Origin of the sequence: Streptomyces sp. Wb2n-11, from assembly GCF_001049855.1 — a bacterium.
Classification (GTDB): Bacteria; Actinomycetota; Actinomycetes; order Streptomycetales; family Streptomycetaceae; genus Streptomyces; species Streptomyces altiplanensis.
This window is the reverse complement of record NZ_CVPB01000001.1, coordinates 6,648,960-6,666,552: the sequence shown is the minus strand read 5'-3', so window position 1 is coordinate 6,666,552 and position 17,593 is coordinate 6,648,960. Positions and strand designations below refer to the sequence as shown.

Here is a 17,593-nt window from a genome sequence, read left to right as displayed (position 1 = left end):
TCCGCCGGTCCGCGGCGCCGTCGCCCGCCTTGTACGGATCGGGACGCGCCCCCTATGCTGACTTTGTGCCGCAAATAAACAAACTACGGAGGGCCGCTCCCGGAGGCCGGGGCGGGGACACCGCCGCAGTCTCCCTGTCCCGCCTCCGTACCGCGCTGACCGTGTTCTTCGCCCTCGACGGCTTCCTCTTCGCCGGCTGGGTGGTCCGCATCCCCGCCATCAAGGAGCAGACGGGGGCCTCCGCGAGCGACCTCGGCCTCGCCCTCCTGGGGGTGTCCGGGGGTGCGGTGATCACGATGATGCTCACCGGGCGGCTCTGCCGGCGCTTCGGCAATCACCCGGTGACCGTGGCCTGCGGCGTACTGCTGTCCCTGAGCATCGCGCTGCCCGCGCAGACGCACTCGACGCTCGCACTCGGTCTGGTGCTGCTGGTCTTCGGCGCCTCGTACGGTGGCATCAACGTCGCGATGAACAGTGCCGCGGTCGATCTGGTCGCGGCCATGCGACGCCCGGTAATGCCGAGCTTCCACGCCGCTTTCAGCCTCGGCGGCATGACCGGGGCCGGGCTGGGCGGCCTGGTCGCCGCCCACCTCTCCCCCACCGTCCATCTGCTGGGCCTGACCGGCATCGGGCTCGTCGTGACCGCCCTGGCCGCTCCCGTACTGCTGCGCAACCGGGTGCCTTCTCCGGAACGCCTCCAGGGGCGGCCGGAGAACGGCCCGCGACCGCTCCGGGGAACGGCCCGAAAGGCCGTCGCGCTCTTCGGCGTGATCGCACTGTGCACGGCGTACGGCGAAGGGGCGCTCGCGGAATGGGGCACCCTCCATCTCCAGCAGGACCTCCACGCCCACCCGGGCGTCGCCGCCGCCGGGTACTCCCTCTTCGCGCTGGCCATGGCGGCGGGCCGGCTCAGCGGCACCACACTGCTCGAACGGCTCGGCCAGACCCGCACCCTGGTGGCGGGCGGGTCGCTCGCCGCTGCGGGCATGCTCCTCGGCGCGCTCGCGCCCACCACCTGGCTGGTGCTCCTCGGCTTCGCCGTGACCGGGCTCGGCCTCGCGAACATCTTCCCCGTGGCCGTCGCCAGGGCCGGTGAGCTGGCCGGGCCGAGCGGTGTCGCGGCAGCGTCCACGCTCGGTTACGGCGGCATGCTCGTCGGACCGCCGGTCATCGGTTTCCTCGCCGACTGGTTGTCCCTTCCCGTCGCCCTGACGACAGTGGCCGTACTGGCCGCCGTCTCCGTGTTCCTGGGGTACTCGGCCCGGAACGCGTCATCGGGCGGCCCCGTCTGAGTAGGCGTACTCAGGCGGACCCGGCTCCGCGGGCGCACCCTGGGAGGCAACCCACCGGACGGAGAGACCGCCATGGCCGCTCGACAGCTGCACACCGCCGCACACCTGACGTTCCGCAACCCCGCCTCGCTGGTCTACCTCGGCCTGGTCGCGGCGACCGCGGTGTTCGTCACGGCCGACACCCTCTTCGTCACCCACGAGGACGGCTCGTTCGCCGGAGTGTGGCTGTTCCTGCTCAGCGCGCCCACGGTCTTCGCCTTCTTCATCGGCGGCGACCTCTTCGGGGGGAGCGTGAGCGAGTCCGCGTGGTTCCTGTACGTCGCCCTGCCGGTCTCCGTGCTCATCCAGTCGTTCGCACTCGGCTGGTTCCTCCGGCTGCTCCGCGGCGTCTCGCGCCCCGTCCGTCCACAGGGCGCCTGACCCCCGCCCGGCGGCTGACACAATCTGCCGCATGGAGACTGCCGAGTTCATCAAAACGCTTGACCAGCAAGGCCGGTTGATGGCCGCCGCCGCCGAACAGGCGGGCCCGGACGCCCTCGTGCCCACCTGCCCCGACTGGCAGGTGCGGGACCTGCTGCGGCACACGGGCGCGGTCCACCGGTGGGCGACGTCCTATGTCGTAGCGGGCCATGCGGAGCGCCGCCCCCTGGAAAGCGGGCCCGGTCCGGACGGGGAGGCACTGCTGCACTGGTTCCGGGAGGGGCACGGCCTGCTGGTGGCCGCGCTGAACACGGCCCCCAAGGACCTGGAGTGCTGGACCTTCCTGCCCGCGCCGTCGCCGCTCGCCTTCTGGGCCCGGCGCCAGGCGCACGAGACGGCGGTCCACCGCGCGGACGCGGAGTCGGCACTGGGCACCGGGCCGTCCCCGTCGAGGCCGGAGTTCGCGGCGGACGGCGTCGACGAACTGCTCCGCGGATTCCATGCCCGCGACCGCAGCCAGGTGCGCACCGACGAGCCGCGCGTTCTGCGCATACGGGCGACAGACTCGGGTGACGTATGGACGGTGCGGCTCTCCGACGGCCCGCCGCGCACGGAGCGGGACGGCGAAGGGCCCGCCGACTGCGAGCTGAGCGGGCCCGCCGGACAGCTCTGCCTGGCCCTCTGGAACAGGCTGCCGCTCTCCGTGCTCACCGTGTCCGGTGACGACGCGCTCGCGCGCCTGTGGCAGGAGAAGTCAGCCGTCTGACCGCGCCCGCCCTTGCCCGGCCCGGCCCGCCGGCGTCCGCGCGAGCACCGCGCGCCGGAGGGGCCGGACCCCGGCGTGGCGCGCCCGGCCCGCGTCGGTGAGCACCGCCCGCACTCCCCCGCGGTCCCCACCGCGCATCCCGCGACGGGCCGGCCCGTCCTTCTCCAGCCACCCGGTCAGCCAGGAGAGCGCGCTCCGGCTCAGGCGGGTGCGGGACGAGAGCTCCGGGCCGCGGTGCGCGCCGCACCCTCGCCATCCGCGCCGCCGGCGCCGGCGCCGCCGCCGGTCCCTCCACCGTGCGCGGCCGACGGGGTGCCTCTTGCCCGCCGGCCGCGCACGGTGTGGGACTTCGGGACGTGGTGACGAGGACGCAGGCACAGCGCGACGCGATGACGGTCGAGATCGGGTACGCCCTGCTGAGCGCGGCCGTCCTGGCGGGCGTCGCCTTCGCGGCCGTCACCGGCCCCTGGTACCTCCTCGGCGCCTCCCCCGCCCTGAGCAGGGTCATGCTGGTCGCCGGGGGCGCCCTGGCGGTGGTCGTCTTCGTCCTGCGGGTCGTGCACGTGCTGTGGGGCTACCGGGGCGCGCCCGGGACTGAGCCCAGCCAGCCCGGCCGTACCAGCTCCGACTCGTAGGCCAGTACGACCGGTTGGGCCCGGTCGCGGGCGCCGAGCTTCACCATGGCGCGGCTGACGTGCGCCTTCGCGGTGAGCGGGCTGACGACGGGACGTCGGGCGATCTCCTCGTTGGACAACCCGATGCCCACCAGGGCCACCACCTCCCGCTCCCGTTCGGTGAACTGCCCCAGCGCCTCGCTCCCGGACGGTTCCCTGGAACGGGCCGCGAACTCCGCGATCAGCCTGCGCGTCACACCGGGCGACAGCAGCGCGTGCCCGTGCACCACAGCCCGTACCGCCCGCAGCAGCTCCTCCGGCTCGGTGTCCTTGACGAGGAACCCCGATGCCCCGCTGCGGATCGCCTCGAAAACGCACTCGTCGAGCTCGAAGGTGGTCAGCATGATCACCTTTACGCCGTCCGGCGACGCGTCGCCGGTGATCCCGCGGGTGGCGGCGAGCCCGTCGGGCAGCGGCATGCGGATGTCCATCCGTACGACACCGGGACGCAGTTCCCGCACCAGGCGCACCGCTTCCTCGCCGTCGGCCGCCTCCCCCACGACCTCGATGCCGGGCTGCGCGGCGAGCAGGGCCCGGAAGCCGGCCCGGCCTCGATCGTGCCACCGAGGGAGGCCGCGCGCTCGCGCATGCCCACCAGGCCGTTGCCGCTGCCGCCGGTGACCGGGCCCTCGTCGTCGACGCGCAGGCCGAGGCGGCCGGGCGCGTAACCGAGGGTGACCCGGGCGGTACGGGAGCCGGAGTGCCTGACGACATTGGCCAGAGCCTCCTGGACGATCCGGAAGGCGGCCAGATCGGTGCCGGGCGGCAGGGCGGCAGGGCGGCCGGTGCCCCTTCGGTCGTGATCTCCACGGTGAGGCCGGCTCCCGATGCCTGCTCCACGAGTTCGGGCAGCCGGTCGAGCCCGGACGCCGGGGAGCGCGGTGCGTCGCCCGGCGTGCGGAGCGTGTCGAGGACCTGCCGGACCTCGCCGAGCGCCTCCTTGCCGGCGGCCTTGGTGGTGGTCGGAGCACTGCGGGCCTGCTCGGGATCGGAGTCGAGCAGGGCCAGGCCCACGCCCGCCCGGACGCTGATCGCCGAGATGCTGGGGGCGAGTACGTCGTGGAGTTCGCGTGCGATGCGCAGCCGTTCCTCGTCGGCGCGCCGCTTCTCGGCGGCCTGGCGCTCGACGCGCTCGCGGGCCCACTGCTCCCTGCGTACGCGTTCCGAGGCGGTGCCGATGGCCGCCACCCAGGCGGCGACGACCAGTTCCTGGCCTCAGGGCGCGGCGTCGTCCCCGGCGGGCGGCAGCCGCCTGTAGAGCCAGTGGGGGACGAGGACGTGACCCGCCCCGCTGCCAGGGGGGACCGCCGCGCCACCGTTCCGCTGCGCTTCCATACCGGCCACGCTAGACGGCGGGCGGCGGCCGGGGCGTCAGCCGGGCGGCGTGATCACACGTACTCCCCGCGGAGTACCTGGCCGCCCGGGCCCGCCGCCGGAGCCGCCCGCAGGCCGAAGCGGGCCCGGCCCTGCGCTCCCCGCACCAGCGGTGCTGTGCCAGGATCCGTCGCTGCTGCCGGGCGCGGCGAAGGGGACGGCGCCCGCGGCCTGACCGCCGGGCCGCGCCCCCGTGGCCTACGGTCTGCGGTTCACGACCGGTCCAGCGCACTCAGCGCGCGCTGGACGACGGGGCGCGTACGCACCATCTCGGCCAGCGTCGTCGAACCGCGCGTGATCCCCGCGAACATCTTCCAGGCCGGCCTGAACCCGGTTATGGCCGCGTGCAGCAGCCCCGGCCGCCGCTCGAACAGCGCGAGCATCCGCCGCCCGACACCCATCTCCACACCCAGCCCCGCCTTGATGGCGAAGGCGTAGTTCAGCGCCTGGCGGCGGGCGTCCACGGCGTCCTGCGACTCCGCGATCCGCACCGCCCACTCCCCCGCGAGCCGCCCCGACCGCAGCGCGAAGGAGATGCCCTCCCGGGTCCACGGCTCCAGCAGCCCCGCCGCGTCCCCGCACACCAGCACCCGGCCGCGCGAAAGCGGCGAATCGTCGCTGCGGCACCGCGTCAGGTGCCCGGAGGACACCGCGGGTTCGAAGCCGGCCAGCCCGAGGCGGGCGATGAAGTCCTCCAGGTACCGCTTGGTGGCGGCGCCGTCACCGCGCGCCGAGATCACGCCGACCGTCAGCGTCTCCCCCTTGGGGAACACCCAGCCGTAACTCCCCGGGAGCGGCCCCCAGTCGATGAGCACCCGCCCCGCCCAGTCCTCGGCGACCGTCGCGGGCACCGGGATCTCCGCCTCCAGGCCGAGATCCACCTGGTCGAGCTTGACCCCGACATGCGCCCCTATCCGGCCGGCGCTGCCGTCCGCGCCGACCACCGAACGGGCGAGCACCGTCTCGCCGCCCGCCAGGACCACGGCCACCGTGCGCCGGTCCGGCACGGCCGAGCCGTGCTGCTCGACGCGCGCGACCGACGCTCCGGTACGGACCACGGCGCCCGCCTTCCGCGCCTCCTCGACCAGCCCGGCGTCGAACTCCGGCCGGTTGATGAGGCCGAAGAGCATCTGCTTCGAACGGCGTGTCCGCGTCAGCTTCCCGCCCAGCGAGAACGTCACGGCATGCACGCGATCCTTGAACGGGAGTTCGAAGCCGGGTGGCAGCGCGTCGCGCGACGGTCCGATGATGCCGCCGCCACAGGTCTTGTAACGGGGCAGTTCCGCCTTCTCCAGAAGGAGTACGCGCCGCCCCGCGACCGCGGCCGCATAGGCCGCCGACGACCCGGCGGGCCCCGCACCGACCACCACGACGTCCCACACCGGCTCTTCGCGCTCACGTCCGGCGTCTGCGTTCTCGCTGCTCACGATGTGCTTCTGCTCCTGATCCGCCCAGTGGTCCGTACTGCTGACGCATCCTACGGCGCGGGAGCCGCCGATCTCGCTGTGGGAGGATCGGGCGTGCTTTTGTCGGCATACCCCGTACGAACGCATATACGTACAACAACGTCGCACCCACGAGGAGCGTGCCCATGAACGCGAATCCGATCGCCGAGACCATCGCCTCACTGATGCCCCGCGCGAAGACGGAGCTGGCCGATCTGGTGGCCTTCCAGTCGGTGGCGGATCCCGCGCAGTTCCCGAAGAGCGAGTGCGAGGCGGCCGCGGTCTGGATCGCCGACTCACTGCGCTCCGAGGGCTTCGAGGACGTCGCGCTGCTCGACACCCCCGACGGCACCCAGTCGGTCTACGGCTTCCTGCCGGGCCCGGCAGGCGCTCCGACCGTTCTGCTGTACGCGCACTACGACGTGCAGCCGCCGCTGGACGAGTCCGCCTGGGTCTCCCCGCCCTTCGAGCTGACCGAGCGCAACGGCCGCTGGTACGGGCGCGGCGCGGCCGACTGCAAGGGCGGCCTCATCATGCACCTGCTCGCGCTGCGCGCCCTCAAGGCGAACGGCGGCGTCCCGGTCTCGGTGAAGGTCATCGCGGAGGGCTCGGAGGAGCAGGGCACGGGCGGCCTGGAGCAGTACGCCGAGGCGCACCCCGAGCTGCTGGCCGCCGACACGATCGTCATCGGCGACACCGGCAACTTCCGCGTCGGCCTGCCGACGGTCACCGCGACGCTGCGCGGCATGACCATGCTGCGCGTGCGGATCGACACCCTTGAGGGCAACCTGCACTCGGGACAGTTCGGCGGCGCCGCCCCGGACGCGCTGGCCGCTCTCATCCAGCTGCTGGCCTCGCTGCGCGCGGAGGACGGCTCCACGACGGTGGACGGGCTGACCGCCGACTCCTCGTGGGAGGGCCTGGAGTACCCCGAGGAGGAGTTCCGCAAGGACGCGCGCGTCCTCGACGGTGTCGGGCTGATCGGCCACGGCTCGGTCGCCGACCGCATCTGGGCCCGCCCCGCCGTCACCGTCATCGGCATCGACTGCCCGCCGGTGGTCGGCGCGACGCCGTCCCTCCAGGCGAGCGCGCGGGCGCAGATCAGCCTGCGGGTGCCGCCGGGGCAGGACGCCGCCGAGGCGACGAAGCTGCTGACCGCGCACCTCCTGGCGCACACGCCGTGGGGCGCGCGGGTCTCGGTGGAGCAGGTGGGCCAGGGCCAGCCGTTCAAGGCGGACGTCAGCAGCCCGGCGTACACCTCGATGGCGGAGGCGATGCGCGTGGCGTACCCGGGCGAGGAGATGCAGACGTCCGGCATGGGCGGCTCGATCCCGCTGTGCAACACGCTCTCCGCCCTCTACCCGAAGGCCGAGATCCTGCTCATCGGCCTCAGCGAGCCCGAGGCGCAGATCCACGCGGTGAACGAGAGTGTCTCGCCCGGGGAACTGGAGCGGATGTCCGTCGCCGAGGCACTGTTCCTCGTCAACTACGCGCGCTCGAAGCAGGGTTGATCGGACCGGTTACGCGCGGAGCGGAGATCGCCGACAGCGTAGACTCGTGCGGCGGACGGCCGGCCCGCCGTACGTTCGCCGCATGGACCTTGTCGAGATACTCCCCGACCGCCTGCACATGTTCCGCTTCCCCATCGGCCAGGCGTACCTCTGGCGCGACGGTGAGGAACTGACCCTGATCGACGCGGGCCACAAGGACGCGGCGGCGGACATCGAAGAGGCGGTACGGGGCCTGGGCCTGCGCCCGGAGAGCATCCGCCGGATCGTCCTCACCCACTGCCACCGCGACCACGTCGGCGCCGCCGGGGAACTGGCGCGGCGGTACGGCGCCGAGGTGGTGGCGCACCGCCTCGACGCGCCCGTGATCCGCGGCGAGCAGCCGGTGCCCGAGCCCGTGCTGCTGGACTGGGAGCGTCCGCTGTACGCCCACGGGCTGGCGGTGGAGCCGGCCCCGGCCACCCGGGTGGACCGGGAGGCCGAGGACGGCGACCTGCTGGGCTTCGGCGACGGCGCGCGGGCCGTCCACGCCCCCGGCCACACGGACGGCAGCATGGCCGTCCATCTCCCGCACCACGGCGTGCTGTTCACGGGCGACTGCGTCGCCGGCGTCGGCCAGGTCATGCTGGGCGTGTTCAACACCGACCGCGAGCGGGCCCTGGAGTCCTTCCGCCGCCTGGCGGCGCTCGCCCCCGGCGTCGCCTGCTTCGGCCACGGCGACCCGCTGACGCACGGCACGGCTGCCGTTCTGCGGGCATCAGCCGACCGGGACTCCGGCCTCCAGGTTGAGCACGGCTGACCTCTCGCGGGCCCGCAGTGCCCAGCGCAGCCGCTCGTAACGGTTGGGGGGCAGCAGGCCGGCGGCCTCCTCCTCGGTGACGAAGCGCCAGCCGCGCAGTTCGGAGCCGGGCAGCACCAGCCGCCCGGCCGCCGCGCTGTCGAGCGTGCCGCCGTCGAAGATCAGCCGCAGACCGCCGAAGGCGGGCGGCCGCGGCGGCTCCCAGTCGACGACCAGCAGCTTGGGCACGTCGACGAGTTCTATCCCTATCTCCTCCTTGACCTCGCGTATGCCGGCGCGTGCGGGCGCCTCCCCCCGCTCCACGACACCGCCAGGGAACTCCCATCCCGGCTTGTAGGTGGGGTCGACGAGCAGCACCCGGTCCGCCTCGTCGAAGAGCAGCACGCCCGCGGCGAGGGTTTCGGCGGTGGGGGCGGGGGTCTGCACGATCTCGCAGTTCCCGGCGGCCCCGGTCCGTACGGCGTCGGCGATCCGTACGGCGGTCTCGGCGGCGGTCAGTCCGCTGGTGTCGATGACATGGGCGTCGCCGGCGAGCCAGGGGAGCGCGGCGCGGTACGGCTCGATGTGCTCGTACGCCCACTGCCGTACGCGCTCGCTCCCTTCGGGATCGTCCGCCCACTTCTCGCGGGCGGCGATCCGCTCGCGCAGGATCGTTTCGTCTGCCGACAGCAGCACATGGCACACCGGGATGCGCCGCGCGGCGAGACCGCCGAAGATCTCGTCGCGGTACTCCTGACGCAGGAGCGTCATGGGCACCACCAGTGTGCCGCCCACTTCGGCGAGCAGCGCGGCCGCGGTGTCGACGACCAGGCGGCGCCAGATGGGGAGGTCCTGGTAGTCGCCGACCTCCGCGAGCCGCTTCTGCGGCAGCAGGTGGCGCAGTCCCCCGCCGATCAGTTCGGGGTCGTAGAAGGTGCTGTTCGGGATCAGATCGATCAGTTCGCGCGCGGCACTGGTCTTGCCCGCACTGAACGCACCGTTGATCCAGACGATCACGGTTCCCCCTCTTCCGTAGCCCCCAGTGGTTCGTCCGCGACACACCGCCACGGAAACCCCGGGTCACCGCATCGTGCCCGCGACCGTTTGGGCACACAACCGTGCCGTTGCTGTCGCATGCCGGAGGCAACCGCACGGGGCACGGGTGGCGTCGGACCGTACAGGAGAAGGCCCGGCCCGAACGGGGAACCGTGACGCACCTGTGCGGAGTCTCGTTGGGGCAACGGGAGCAAGAGTTCAGCAGTCATGGGAGCGGGGTGCGGCATGAGTCGCATGGTGTTGGAACAGTTCCCGGCCGGAGGCCCGCGCGGCAGCCGGCCGGCCGAGGAGTTCGCCCTGGCACGACGCGCGGAGGGGTGCCCGGCGGAGGTCGTGATGGACCTGGAGTCGGACGCGTTCCTGGTGGTCGTGGCGGAGCGGGCGGCGGAAGCCGGGGCGGCCGGCTACTCCGTGGCGTCGAGGTCGTCGGCGTAGTGCTCGATCGCGCGGCGGTAGCTCCGCACGCGTGAGTCGCCGCTGGTGGCCGCCAGGGCCCTGAGCAGCGTCCGTACGGCTTCACGGCCTTGACCGGTGTTGTACAGGGCCATGGCGAGGAAGGACTCCAGGGCCGCGTCGTGCGGGAACTCCGCCAGGCCGCTGCGCAGGGTGCGCAGGGCCGGTTCGTAGCGGCCCAGCACGCGGTAGGTGCTGCCCAGGCCCAGGAAGGCGCCGTGGCGGTCCTCCTGCGGCAGGCCGGGGAGGTCCAGGGCGCGTTCGTAGTACGGGACGGCCTCGCTCTCCAGGCCGAGCACGTCGTGCACCCATGCGGTCTGGTAGGCGATCCGGGCGTCCCGCGGATACCGCTCGGCCAGCGTCACCAGCCGGCCGCGGGCCTCGGCGGCCCGGCCCTCCTCCCGCAGCCGTACCGCTTGCGCCAGCGCTGTGTCCCGCTCGTGGTCACCGTTCACCGGCCCAAGCTACAACGGCCGGTGGGACCGGTCACGGGCCGGGCGGCGTCTTGACCGGCCGGGTGGTCGTGCCGGCCGGGGCGTCAGCCGGCGTACGCCGCCGCCTCGCCCGGCCGTCCGCCGAGCGAGGCGGCGGCCGCCGCGCCCACCAGGCCCGCGTCGGTTCCGGTCAGGGCCGGAGCGACCCTCAGCCGCTGCACGAAGGAGAGCGTGGCGTACGTACGCAGAGCGCTGCGCAGGGGCGCGAAGAGCACGTCGCCCGCGCCCGCCACTCCCCCGCCGACGACGGCGATCTCGATCTCGGCCAGCGTCGCGGTCGCGGCGATTCCGGCGGCCAGGGCCTGGGCCGCCCGCCGGTACGACGCGACGGCGACCGGGTCCCCGGTCCGGGCGGCGGCGGCCACCGCGGCGGCGGTGGTGTCGCCGTCCGCGCCCGGCCGCCAGCCCTGGTCGAGCGCCCGGCGCGCGATGTTGGGACCGCTGGCGATCCGCTCGACACAGCCGCGCGACCCGCACGGGCACAGGTCGCCGTCCAGATCGACGCTGATGTGACCGATGTGGCCCGCGTTGCCCGTCGGGCCCGGATGCAGCCGCCCGTCCAGGACCAGGCCGCCGCCGACGCCCGTGGAGACGACCAGGCACAGCGCGTTGTCGTACCCGCGGGCCGCGCCCTGCCAGTGTTCGGCGGCCGTCATCGCCACGCCGTCGCCGACCAGGGTGACCGGCCGGTCTCCTGCCGCCCGGCGTACCCGCTCGACCAGCGGGAAGTCGCGCCACCCCGGGACGTTGACCGGGCTGACCGTACCGGCGGAGGCGTCCACCGGTCCCGCGCTGCCGATGCCGACGGCCGTGGCGCGCTCCCACAACGGGGAGGCGGTCAGCTCGCCGAACACCCCGCCGACCGCACGCATCACGCTCTCGGCGTCCTCGCGCGCGGGCGTCGGCCGCTGCGCGCGCAGGAGAATCCGGCCGTCACCGTCCACCAGCGCTCCGGCGATCTTGGTGCCGCCGATGTCGAGAGCGGCGACGAGGTCGGTGTGCATCGGTGTCTGATCTCCAGCGGGCAGGGGGTGGCAGCAGGTCAGGGCAAGTCTCCATTCACATGACAACGTTGTCCAGGCCCTATGCTCGACACCACACCCTTCGCACACCGGCGAGCACGCCCCGCATGCCGGACACCGCACCGACGAGGACAGGACAGCGCACCGTGGCCGAGACCGAAAGCCGCCGCCCCGAACCCCGCTACGGCAATCGGCCGACCATGAAGGACGTCGCCGCCCGCGCCGGAGTCGGCCTCAAGACGGTCTCCCGCGTCGTGAACGGCGAAGCGGGCGTCACACCCGACACCGAACAGCGTGTCCAGGAGGCGATCGATGCGCTGGGCTTCCGCCGCAACGACAGCGCGCGCGTCCTGCGCAAGGGCCGCACCGCCAGCATCGGCCTCGTCCTCGAAGACCTCGCGGACCCGTTCTACGGGCCGCTGAACCGCGCCGTGGAGGAAGTGGCCCGCGCCCACGGCGCCCTCCTCATCAACGGATCGAGCGCCGGGGACCCCGCCCGCGAACAGGAGCTGGTACTCGCGCTCTGCGCCCGGCGCGTCGACGGTCTCATCGTGATCCCGGCCGGGGACGACCACCGCTACCTGGAGCCGGAGATCGCGGCGGGCGTCGCCACCGTCTTCGTGGACCGCCCTGCCGGGAAGATAGACGCGGACGTGGTGCTCTCCGACAGTTTCGGCGGCGCGCGGGAGGGCGTGGCCCATCTGATCGGGCACGGCCACCGCCGTATCGGCTTCATCGGCGACCAGCCGCGCATCCACACGGCCAACGAGCGGCTCCGCGGCTACTACGCCGCGGTGGAGGAGGCCGGGCTGCCGGCCGACGACGCCTGGGTGTCGCTCGGTCCCACGGCTCCCGAGCGGGTGCGGGACGCGGTCACCGCGATGCTGGACGCCCCCGAGCCCGTCACCGCGATCTTCGCGGGCAACAACCGGGTGACGGTGACGGCGGTACGGGTCCTCGCCGACCGGGAGCACCCGGTCGCCCTGGTCGGGTTCGACGACATCGAACTCGCCGACCTGCTCCGGCCCGGCCTCACCGTCGTCGCGCAGGACGCCGCCACGCTGGGCCGCGCCGCGGCCGACCGCCTCTTCCGCCGCCTCGACGGCGCGGGCGACCCGCCCGCGCGCGTGGAACTCCCGACGCGCCTCATCGCGCGCGGCTCGGGCGAGATCCCGCCGTGGACGCCCTGAGCCCGGTCCGGCCACCCGGGGGCGGACCCGGGGCCGGTCCGCCGGGCCCGGTCCGGCGCGGCCTCAGCAGACCGGGCACCGGCTTGTCGTTCCCGCCGCCCCTGATGTAGACGTCGCTGACGAAGACACCGGTGTTCCCGCTGTCGTCGTCGGTCCTGGCCCACCGGACGTTCGCCCACTGGCCCGAGGTCTCCCTGCGGCCGAGGTTCTGCCGGCAGTAGAAGTAGTTGGTGCCCTCGTTCAGCACACCGGCCCCGGCGCCGGACGCCGTGTAGGACTGCGCGGCCTGCCAGACCGCGCAGTTGTGCCTGCCGGCGCCGATGCTGTGGCAGGCGGGCTCCTGGACCGGCTCCTCCGGGCCGTTCCCGCCGTCGGCCGTGGTCGCCGAGCCGTCGTCGCCGGAGCCGCCGGCCGCCGTACCGCCCGAACGGCCCGGGCCGCCCGAGGTGTCGGCGCCGTCGGCGGGATCCGCCGTACCGGAATCGCCGTCGTCCTTGCCGTCGTCCGAGCCGGTGCCCTTGCCGTCGCCCGAGCCGCCGGAGTCCTTGCCGCCGTCGCCGTCGTCATCGCCTGCGGGCGCCTCCGCGTCCGGTCGCGGGCTCTTCTCGGCTTCCTGCCCGGCGGGCCCGGAGCCGGCCGGCTTCTTCGTGGCGGAAGGCTCGTCCCCCGCGGGCATCCGGCCGAGGCTGCCGGGCGAGGCGCTCCCCTCCCCCGCCACCTCCGCCTGCCCTGCGGGCACCGAATCCGTACGACCTCGCGGCCGAGCACCTCGTCGACGGCGCGCCAGACGACGCCCATGCCGCCTCTGCCGAGCTGCTCGACCACCCGGTAGCGGCCGGCCAACCGCTCGTTCTCCCCCGTAGCCACCGCTGCCCCGTTCCTCTGTTCCGACTGAGACGGGGTACAGAGCGCGGGGCCCCGCGGACAGCTCGGCACGGCGGAGGAAGCGGCCCGGCATCCGGCGCCGCCCGTCGGGGTCATGCGGTGGACGGCCCAGCGGATCAGGCCCTGAATCAGCTCCTGATCACTGGGCCGTGGCCGTGAGGTCGCCGCGGCGCGGCGACGCGAAGCCGTCGAGGTCCGCGCGGGTGAGGCCGGTGAGCCGGGCGACCTCGGCGGTGTCGAGGGCGCCGCAGTCGATGCCGCGCAGCAGGTAGCCGCTGAGCGCCTTGGCGGTCGCGGGCTCGTCCATCACGTCGCCGCCGGCCTGGTTGACGTACGCGGCGAGGCGCGCGGCGGCCTGTTCGCAGCCCTCGCGGTAGAAGGCGAACACCGCGGCGTAACGGGTCGGGATGTGCGCCGGGTGCATGTCCCAGCCCTGGTAGTAGGCGCGGGCCAGGGCGCGGCGGGTGAGCCCGTAGTGGAGCCGCCAGGCCTCGTGGACGTGCTCGCTGGGGCCGACGGGGAGGACGTTGGTGGAGCCGTCCGAGACGCGTACGCCGGTGCCGGCGGCGGCGACCTGCATGATCGCCTTCGCGTGGTCGGCGGCCGGGTGGTCGCTGGCCTGGTAGGCGGCGCTGACGCCGAGGCAGGCGCTGTAGTCGAAGGTGCCGTAGTGGAGGCCGGTGGCGCGGCCCTCGGCGGCGTCGATCATCCGGGCCACGGCGGCGGTTCCGTCGGCGGCGAGGATGGACTGGCTGGTCTCGATCTGGATCTCGAAGCCGATCCGGCCCGCGTCCAGGCCACGCGCCTTCTCGAACTCCTCCAGGAGGCGCACCATCGCGGTGACCTGCTCGGGGTACGTGACCTTGGGCAGCGTCAGGACGAGCCCGTCGGGCAGGCCGCCGGCCTCCATCAGGCCGGTGAGGAAGATGTCGAGGGTGCGGATGCCGCGGTCGCGTACGGCGGCCTCCATGCACTTCATGCGGATGCCCATGTACGGGGCGGCCGTGCCGTCGGCGTACGCCTCGCTGATCAGCCGGGCGGCACGGGCGGCGTGCGCGTCCTCGTCGGCGTCGGTGCGGCCGCCGTAGCCGTCCTCGAAGTCGACCCGCAGGTCCTCGACGGGCTCGCGCTCCAGCTTGGCCCGTACGCGGTCGTAGACCGGCTCGGCGAGGTCGTCGGAGAGGCCGAGGACCGCGGCGAAGGAGGCGGCGTCCGGGGCGTGCTCGTCGAGCGCCTTGAGCGCCCGGTCGCCCCACGTGCGCACGGTGTCGGCGGCGAAGACGTCGCCGGGTACGTAGACCGTGTGTACGGGCTGGCGGGTGCCTGGGTCTCCCGGGTAACGGCGGGCAAGCTCCTCGTCGACCGGTACGAGGGAGGCGCTGATGCCCTCGCTGACCGCGCCCGCGAGGCTTGTCGCCACCTTCTCCTGCTGACCCATTCCAACCCTCCAGTTTTCCGCTTCACGGAATCAACAATCCGCATAGCGAAGTTAATGGCCGGTCACGACCTGCGTCAATGGTCTCCGGAAAGCGGCCGGGGCCGCGCGGTGAAGATCACCACACGGCCCCGGCGCTTTCCGGCGCGGTAGGACTTGCGCAGGTCAGCCCTTGCGGGCCTTGACCTCTTCGGTCAGCTGCGGAACGACCGTGAAGAGGTCGCCGACCACGCCGTAGTCGACGAGGTCGAAGATCGGGGCCTCGGCGTCCTTGTTGATGGCGACGATCGTCTTCGAGGTCTGCATGCCGGCCCGGTGCTGGATCGCGCCGGAGATGCCGGACGCGATGTACAGCTGCGGGGAGACCGACTTGCCGGTCTGGCCGACCTGGCTGGAGTGCGGGTACCAGCCGGCGTCGACGGCGGCGCGCGAGGCACCGACGGCGGCGCCGAGCGAGTCGGCCAGCTCCTCGATGACGTGGAAGTTCTCGGCGCCGTTGACACCGCGGCCGCCGGAGACCACGATCGCGGCCTCGGTCAGCTCGGGGCGGCCGGTGGACTCGCGCGGGGTGCGCGAGACGACCTTGGTGCCGGTCGACTTCTCGCCGAAGGAGACCGTGAGCGCCTCGACGGTGCCCGCGGCCGGGGCGGCCTCGACCGGCGCCGAGTTCGGCTTGACGGTGATGACCGGGGTGCCCTTGGAGACACGGGACTTGGTGGTGTACGAGGCGGCGAACACGGCCTGCGTGGCCACCGGGCCCTCCTGGCCGGCCTCCAGGTCGACGGCGTCGGTGATGATGCCGGAGCCGATGCGGACCGCGAGGCGGGCGGCGATCTCCTTGGCCTCGGCGGAGGACGGCACGAGCACGGCGGCCAGGGAGCCGCCGGCGGACACCGCCTCGTACGCGGCCTGGAGCGCGTCCACCTTCGGTACGACGAGGTAGTCGGCGAACTCGGGGGCGTCGGCGGTCAGGACCTTGACGGCGCCGTGCTCGGCGAGCACCGCGGCGGTGGCCTCGGCGCCGTTGCCGAGAGCGACGGCGACGGGCTCGCCGATGCGGCGGGCGAGCGTCAGCAGCTCAAGGGTGGGCTTGCGGACGGCGCCGTCCACGTGGTCGACGTAGACGAGAACTTCAGCCATGGGAATGCTCTCCTGCGAGTGGCGAGTGCGAAGAATCTGGGGGCGTTCGAAGGACGCGCGGACTTAGATGAACTTCTGGCCCGCGAGGAACTCGGCCAGCTGCTTGCCGCCCTCGCCCTCGTCCTTGACGATCGTGCCCGCGGTGCGTGCCGGGCGCTCGGTGGCGGAGTCGACCTGGGTCCAGGAGCCCTCGAGGCCGACCTCGTCGGCGTCGATGCCGAGGTCGTCCAGGTCCAGGGACTGGACCGGCTTCTTCTTGGCGGCCATGATGCCCTTGAAGGACGGGTAGCGGGCCTCGCCCGACTGGTCCGTCACGGACACGACGGCCGGCAGGGACGCCTCGAGCTGCTCGCTCGCGCTGTCGCCGTCGCGGCGGCCCTTGACGACGCCGTCCTCGACGGAGACCTCGGAGAGCAGCGTGACCTGCGGGACGCCCAGGCGCTCGGCCAGGACCGCCGGAAGAACGCCCATGGTGCCGTCGGTCGACGCCATACCGGTGATGACCAGGTCGTAACCGGTCTGCTCGATGGCCTTGGCGAGCACGAGCGAGGTGCCCATGACGTCGGTGCCGTGCAGGTCGTCGTCCTCGACGTGGACGGCCTTGTCGGCGCCCATGGACAGCGCCTTGCGCAGGGCGTCCTTGGCGTCCTCGGGACCGACCGTCAGCACGGTGATCTCCGCGTCGTCCGCCTCGTCGGCGATCTGCAGCGCCTGCTCGACGGCGTACTCGTCGAGCTCCGACAGCAGGCCGTCGACGTCGTCGCGGTCGACGGTCAGGTCATCGGCGAAGTGCCGGTCGCCGGTGGCGTCGGGCACGTACTTCACACAGACAACGATCCTCAAGCTCACGCCGGCTCTCCTACTGCATCGTCTATTTCTTGACTGCCTCGTTGCAGGCAGCATAGGCGCCTGAAGGGGCGGATTCCGGTCGGGGTGGACCCCCGCTCCGACTGGAATATTACTCGTCAGTACATCCACTGCCTGCCCACTGAGCAAGCGCTTTGAACTGTGACCTTGCCAACGCTGCGTAATCGGCGGGTGCGGGAACCCTCAGTCCCTCAGGGCGTTGAAGCGTCCCTGGTGGTAGAGCAGCGGCCGACCGCTGCCCGAGGGGTCCCCGGCGACGACCTGTCCGAGTACGACTCGATGGTCCCCCGCCGGCACACGGGCCACCACCCGGCACACCAGCCACGCCAGTACGCCGTCGAGCACGGGCACTCCCTCGGGCCCCGTACGCCACCGGGTGGGCGGCGCGAAACGGTCGGCGCCGCTGCGGGCGAACGTGGCCGCCAGGTCCCGCTGGTCCTCGGCGAGTATGTGGACGCCGATGTGCTCGGCCTCGGCCAGCACCGGCCAGCTGGACGAGCCGGTGCCCACGCCGAAGGAGATCAGGGGCGGTTCGGCAGCCACCGAGTTGAGGGAGGTGGCGGTGAAGCCGACGGGACGGGATCCCTGCGCGGTGATCACCGCGACGCCGGCGGCGTGGCGCCGGAAGACCGAACGGAGCAGGTCGGAGGAGGCCCCATGGGCCTGCGCCGGGACCTCACGGGCCTGCGCCGGGAGGCCACCGGCCTGCGTCGGGAGCGGAATGCCGAGTCCGGGTGAAGCCGTCATGGAGTTGTCCTTGGTGTCCTTCTGCGGTGGGTGCGGGCGGGAGGAGG

General features: G+C 73.3%; 18 protein-coding genes and 1 pseudogene. 8 read left to right on the top strand and 11 right to left on the bottom strand.

The features are described 5' to 3' along the window. Positions 1-65: 65 nt before the first annotated feature. The 4 genes from BN1555_RS30490 (at position 66) to BN1555_RS30475 (ending at position 3,113) form a co-directional block, all read left to right on the top strand. A complete protein-coding gene (locus BN1555_RS30490) occupies positions 66-1,292 on the top strand; it encodes an MFS transporter (RefSeq protein ID WP_093802358.1) in 1,227 nt (408 codons plus the stop codon). Between the two features lie 72 nt (positions 1,293-1,364). Continuing rightward, the gene (locus tag BN1555_RS30485; RefSeq protein WP_093802357.1) at positions 1,365-1,712 is read left to right on the top strand and encodes an SCO4225 family membrane protein; all 348 of its coding nucleotides are present in this window, start codon (positions 1,365-1,367) and stop codon (positions 1,710-1,712) included. A gap of 31 nt (positions 1,713-1,743) precedes the next feature. Continuing rightward, a complete protein-coding gene (locus BN1555_RS30480) occupies positions 1,744-2,478 on the top strand; it encodes a maleylpyruvate isomerase family mycothiol-dependent enzyme (RefSeq protein WP_093802355.1) in 735 nt (244 codons plus the stop codon). A 356-nt stretch (positions 2,479-2,834) separates the two neighbouring features. Further along, positions 2,835-3,113, top strand: a complete 279-nt coding sequence (locus BN1555_RS30475) for a DUF6332 family protein (protein WP_369689002.1) — start codon at positions 2,835-2,837, stop codon at positions 3,111-3,113. On the opposite strand, the gene BN1555_RS30470 is transcribed toward BN1555_RS30475, so the two are convergent. The 3 genes and pseudogenes from BN1555_RS30470 to BN1555_RS30460 form a co-directional block, all read right to left on the bottom strand. Continuing rightward, entirely contained in the window at positions 3,053-3,682 is a 630-nt protein-coding gene (locus BN1555_RS30470; RefSeq protein ID WP_093803759.1) for a response regulator, read from the bottom strand. The two genes, BN1555_RS30475 and BN1555_RS30470, sit on opposite strands and share 61 nt — an antisense overlap. Positions 3,683-3,693: 11 nt before the next feature. Continuing rightward, positions 3,694-4,439: pseudogene (locus tag BN1555_RS30465) on the bottom strand (sensor histidine kinase); the annotation flags it as partial. Positions 4,440-4,738: 299 nt separating this feature from the next. Beyond that, the gene (locus BN1555_RS30460) at positions 4,739-5,953 is read right to left on the bottom strand and encodes a geranylgeranyl reductase family protein (RefSeq protein WP_093802351.1); all 1,215 of its coding nucleotides are present in this window, start codon (positions 5,951-5,953) and stop codon (positions 4,739-4,741) included. Between the two features lie 164 nt (positions 5,954-6,117). On the opposite strand from BN1555_RS30460, the gene BN1555_RS30455 reads away from it, so the two are divergent. Continuing rightward, entirely contained in the window at positions 6,118-7,482 is a 1,365-nt protein-coding gene (locus tag BN1555_RS30455) for a dipeptidase (RefSeq protein ID WP_093802350.1), read from the top strand. 82 nt (positions 7,483-7,564) lie between these two features. Then, the gene (locus BN1555_RS30450; RefSeq protein WP_093803758.1) at positions 7,565-8,278 is read left to right on the top strand and encodes an MBL fold metallo-hydrolase; all 714 of its coding nucleotides are present in this window, start codon (positions 7,565-7,567) and stop codon (positions 8,276-8,278) included. Here BN1555_RS30450 and BN1555_RS30445 read toward each other — a convergent pair. Beyond that, positions 8,237-9,274 carry an NUDIX hydrolase gene (locus BN1555_RS30445; protein WP_093802348.1) on the bottom strand — a complete coding sequence of 346 codons (1,038 nt, stop codon included), beginning with the start codon at positions 9,272-9,274 and terminating at the stop codon, positions 8,237-8,239. The two genes, BN1555_RS30450 and BN1555_RS30445, sit on opposite strands and share 42 nt — an antisense overlap. Before the next feature lie 264 nt (positions 9,275-9,538). On the opposite strand from BN1555_RS30445, the gene BN1555_RS30440 reads away from it, so the two are divergent. Then, entirely contained in the window at positions 9,539-9,748 is a 210-nt protein-coding gene (locus tag BN1555_RS30440; protein WP_093803757.1) for a hypothetical protein, read from the top strand. Here BN1555_RS30440 and BN1555_RS30435 read toward each other — a convergent pair. Both BN1555_RS30435 and BN1555_RS30430 read right to left on the bottom strand, forming a co-directional pair. Continuing rightward, positions 9,718-10,221, bottom strand: a complete 504-nt coding sequence (locus tag BN1555_RS30435) for a tetratricopeptide repeat protein (protein ID WP_218058211.1) — start codon at positions 10,219-10,221, stop codon at positions 9,718-9,720. The genes BN1555_RS30440 and BN1555_RS30435 overlap by 31 nt on opposite strands. Positions 10,222-10,304: 83 nt before the next feature. Beyond that, positions 10,305-11,264 carry an ROK family protein gene (locus BN1555_RS30430; RefSeq protein ID WP_093802346.1) on the bottom strand — a complete coding sequence of 320 codons (960 nt, stop codon included), beginning with the start codon at positions 11,262-11,264 and terminating at the stop codon, positions 10,305-10,307. A 164-nt stretch (positions 11,265-11,428) separates the two neighbouring features. Between BN1555_RS30430 and BN1555_RS30425 the strand changes: the two genes are divergently transcribed. Then, a complete protein-coding gene (locus tag BN1555_RS30425; protein WP_093802345.1) occupies positions 11,429-12,472 on the top strand; it encodes a LacI family DNA-binding transcriptional regulator in 1,044 nt (347 codons plus the stop codon). On the opposite strand, the gene BN1555_RS40775 is transcribed toward BN1555_RS30425, so the two are convergent. The 5 genes from BN1555_RS40775 to BN1555_RS30400 form a co-directional block, all read right to left on the bottom strand. Continuing rightward, positions 12,429-13,211, bottom strand: coding sequence for a hypothetical protein (locus BN1555_RS40775; RefSeq protein ID WP_255306490.1), 783 nt, complete (start codon positions 13,209-13,211; stop codon positions 12,429-12,431). The genes BN1555_RS30425 and BN1555_RS40775 overlap by 44 nt on opposite strands. A 285-nt stretch (positions 13,212-13,496) precedes the next feature. Continuing rightward, a complete protein-coding gene (locus BN1555_RS30415) occupies positions 13,497-14,795 on the bottom strand; it encodes a DUF6986 family protein (RefSeq protein WP_093802343.1) in 1,299 nt (432 codons plus the stop codon). 162 nt (positions 14,796-14,957) lie between these two features. Then, positions 14,958-15,932, bottom strand: a complete 975-nt coding sequence (locus tag BN1555_RS30410) for an electron transfer flavoprotein subunit alpha/FixB family protein (RefSeq protein ID WP_093802342.1) — start codon at positions 15,930-15,932, stop codon at positions 14,958-14,960. Between the two features lie 63 nt (positions 15,933-15,995). Continuing rightward, positions 15,996-16,781: an electron transfer flavoprotein subunit beta/FixA family protein gene (locus BN1555_RS30405; RefSeq protein WP_093802340.1), complete on the bottom strand. Its 786-nt coding sequence runs from the start codon at positions 16,779-16,781 to the stop codon at positions 15,996-15,998. A 201-nt stretch (positions 16,782-16,982) separates the two neighbouring features. After that, positions 16,983-17,546 (bottom strand): flavin reductase family protein, encoded by a 564-nt coding sequence (locus tag BN1555_RS30400; protein ID WP_093803754.1) that lies wholly within the window; start codon positions 17,544-17,546, stop codon positions 16,983-16,985. Positions 17,547-17,593: the final 47 nt, after the last annotated feature.

Bases quoted from the DNA above. Each gene is read 5' to 3' on its own strand.
- BN1555_RS30485 (WP_093802357.1), top strand. From the start codon at position 1,365: ATGGCCGCTCGACAGCTGCACACCGCCGCACACCTGACGTTCCGCAAC.
- BN1555_RS30480 (WP_093802355.1), top strand. From the start codon at position 1,744: ATGGAGACTGCCGAGTTCATCAAAACGCTTGACCAGCAAGGCCGGTTG.
- BN1555_RS30455 (WP_093802350.1), top strand. From the start codon at position 6,118: ATGAACGCGAATCCGATCGCCGAGACCATCGCCTCACTGATGCCCCGC.
- BN1555_RS30450 (WP_093803758.1), top strand. From the start codon at position 7,565: ATGGACCTTGTCGAGATACTCCCCGACCGCCTGCACATGTTCCGCTTC.
- BN1555_RS30440 (WP_093803757.1), top strand. From the start codon at position 9,539: ATGAGTCGCATGGTGTTGGAACAGTTCCCGGCCGGAGGCCCGCGCGGC.
- BN1555_RS30430 (WP_093802346.1), bottom strand. From the start codon at position 11,264: ATGCACACCGACCTCGTCGCCGCTCTCGACATCGGCGGCACCAAGATC.
- BN1555_RS30415 (WP_093802343.1), bottom strand. From the start codon at position 14,795: ATGGGTCAGCAGGAGAAGGTGGCGACAAGCCTCGCGGGCGCGGTCAGC.
- BN1555_RS30410 (WP_093802342.1), bottom strand. From the start codon at position 15,932: ATGGCTGAAGTTCTCGTCTACGTCGACCACGTGGACGGCGCCGTCCGC.
- BN1555_RS30400 (WP_093803754.1), bottom strand. From the start codon at position 17,546: ATGACGGCTTCACCCGGACTCGGCATTCCGCTCCCGACGCAGGCCGGT.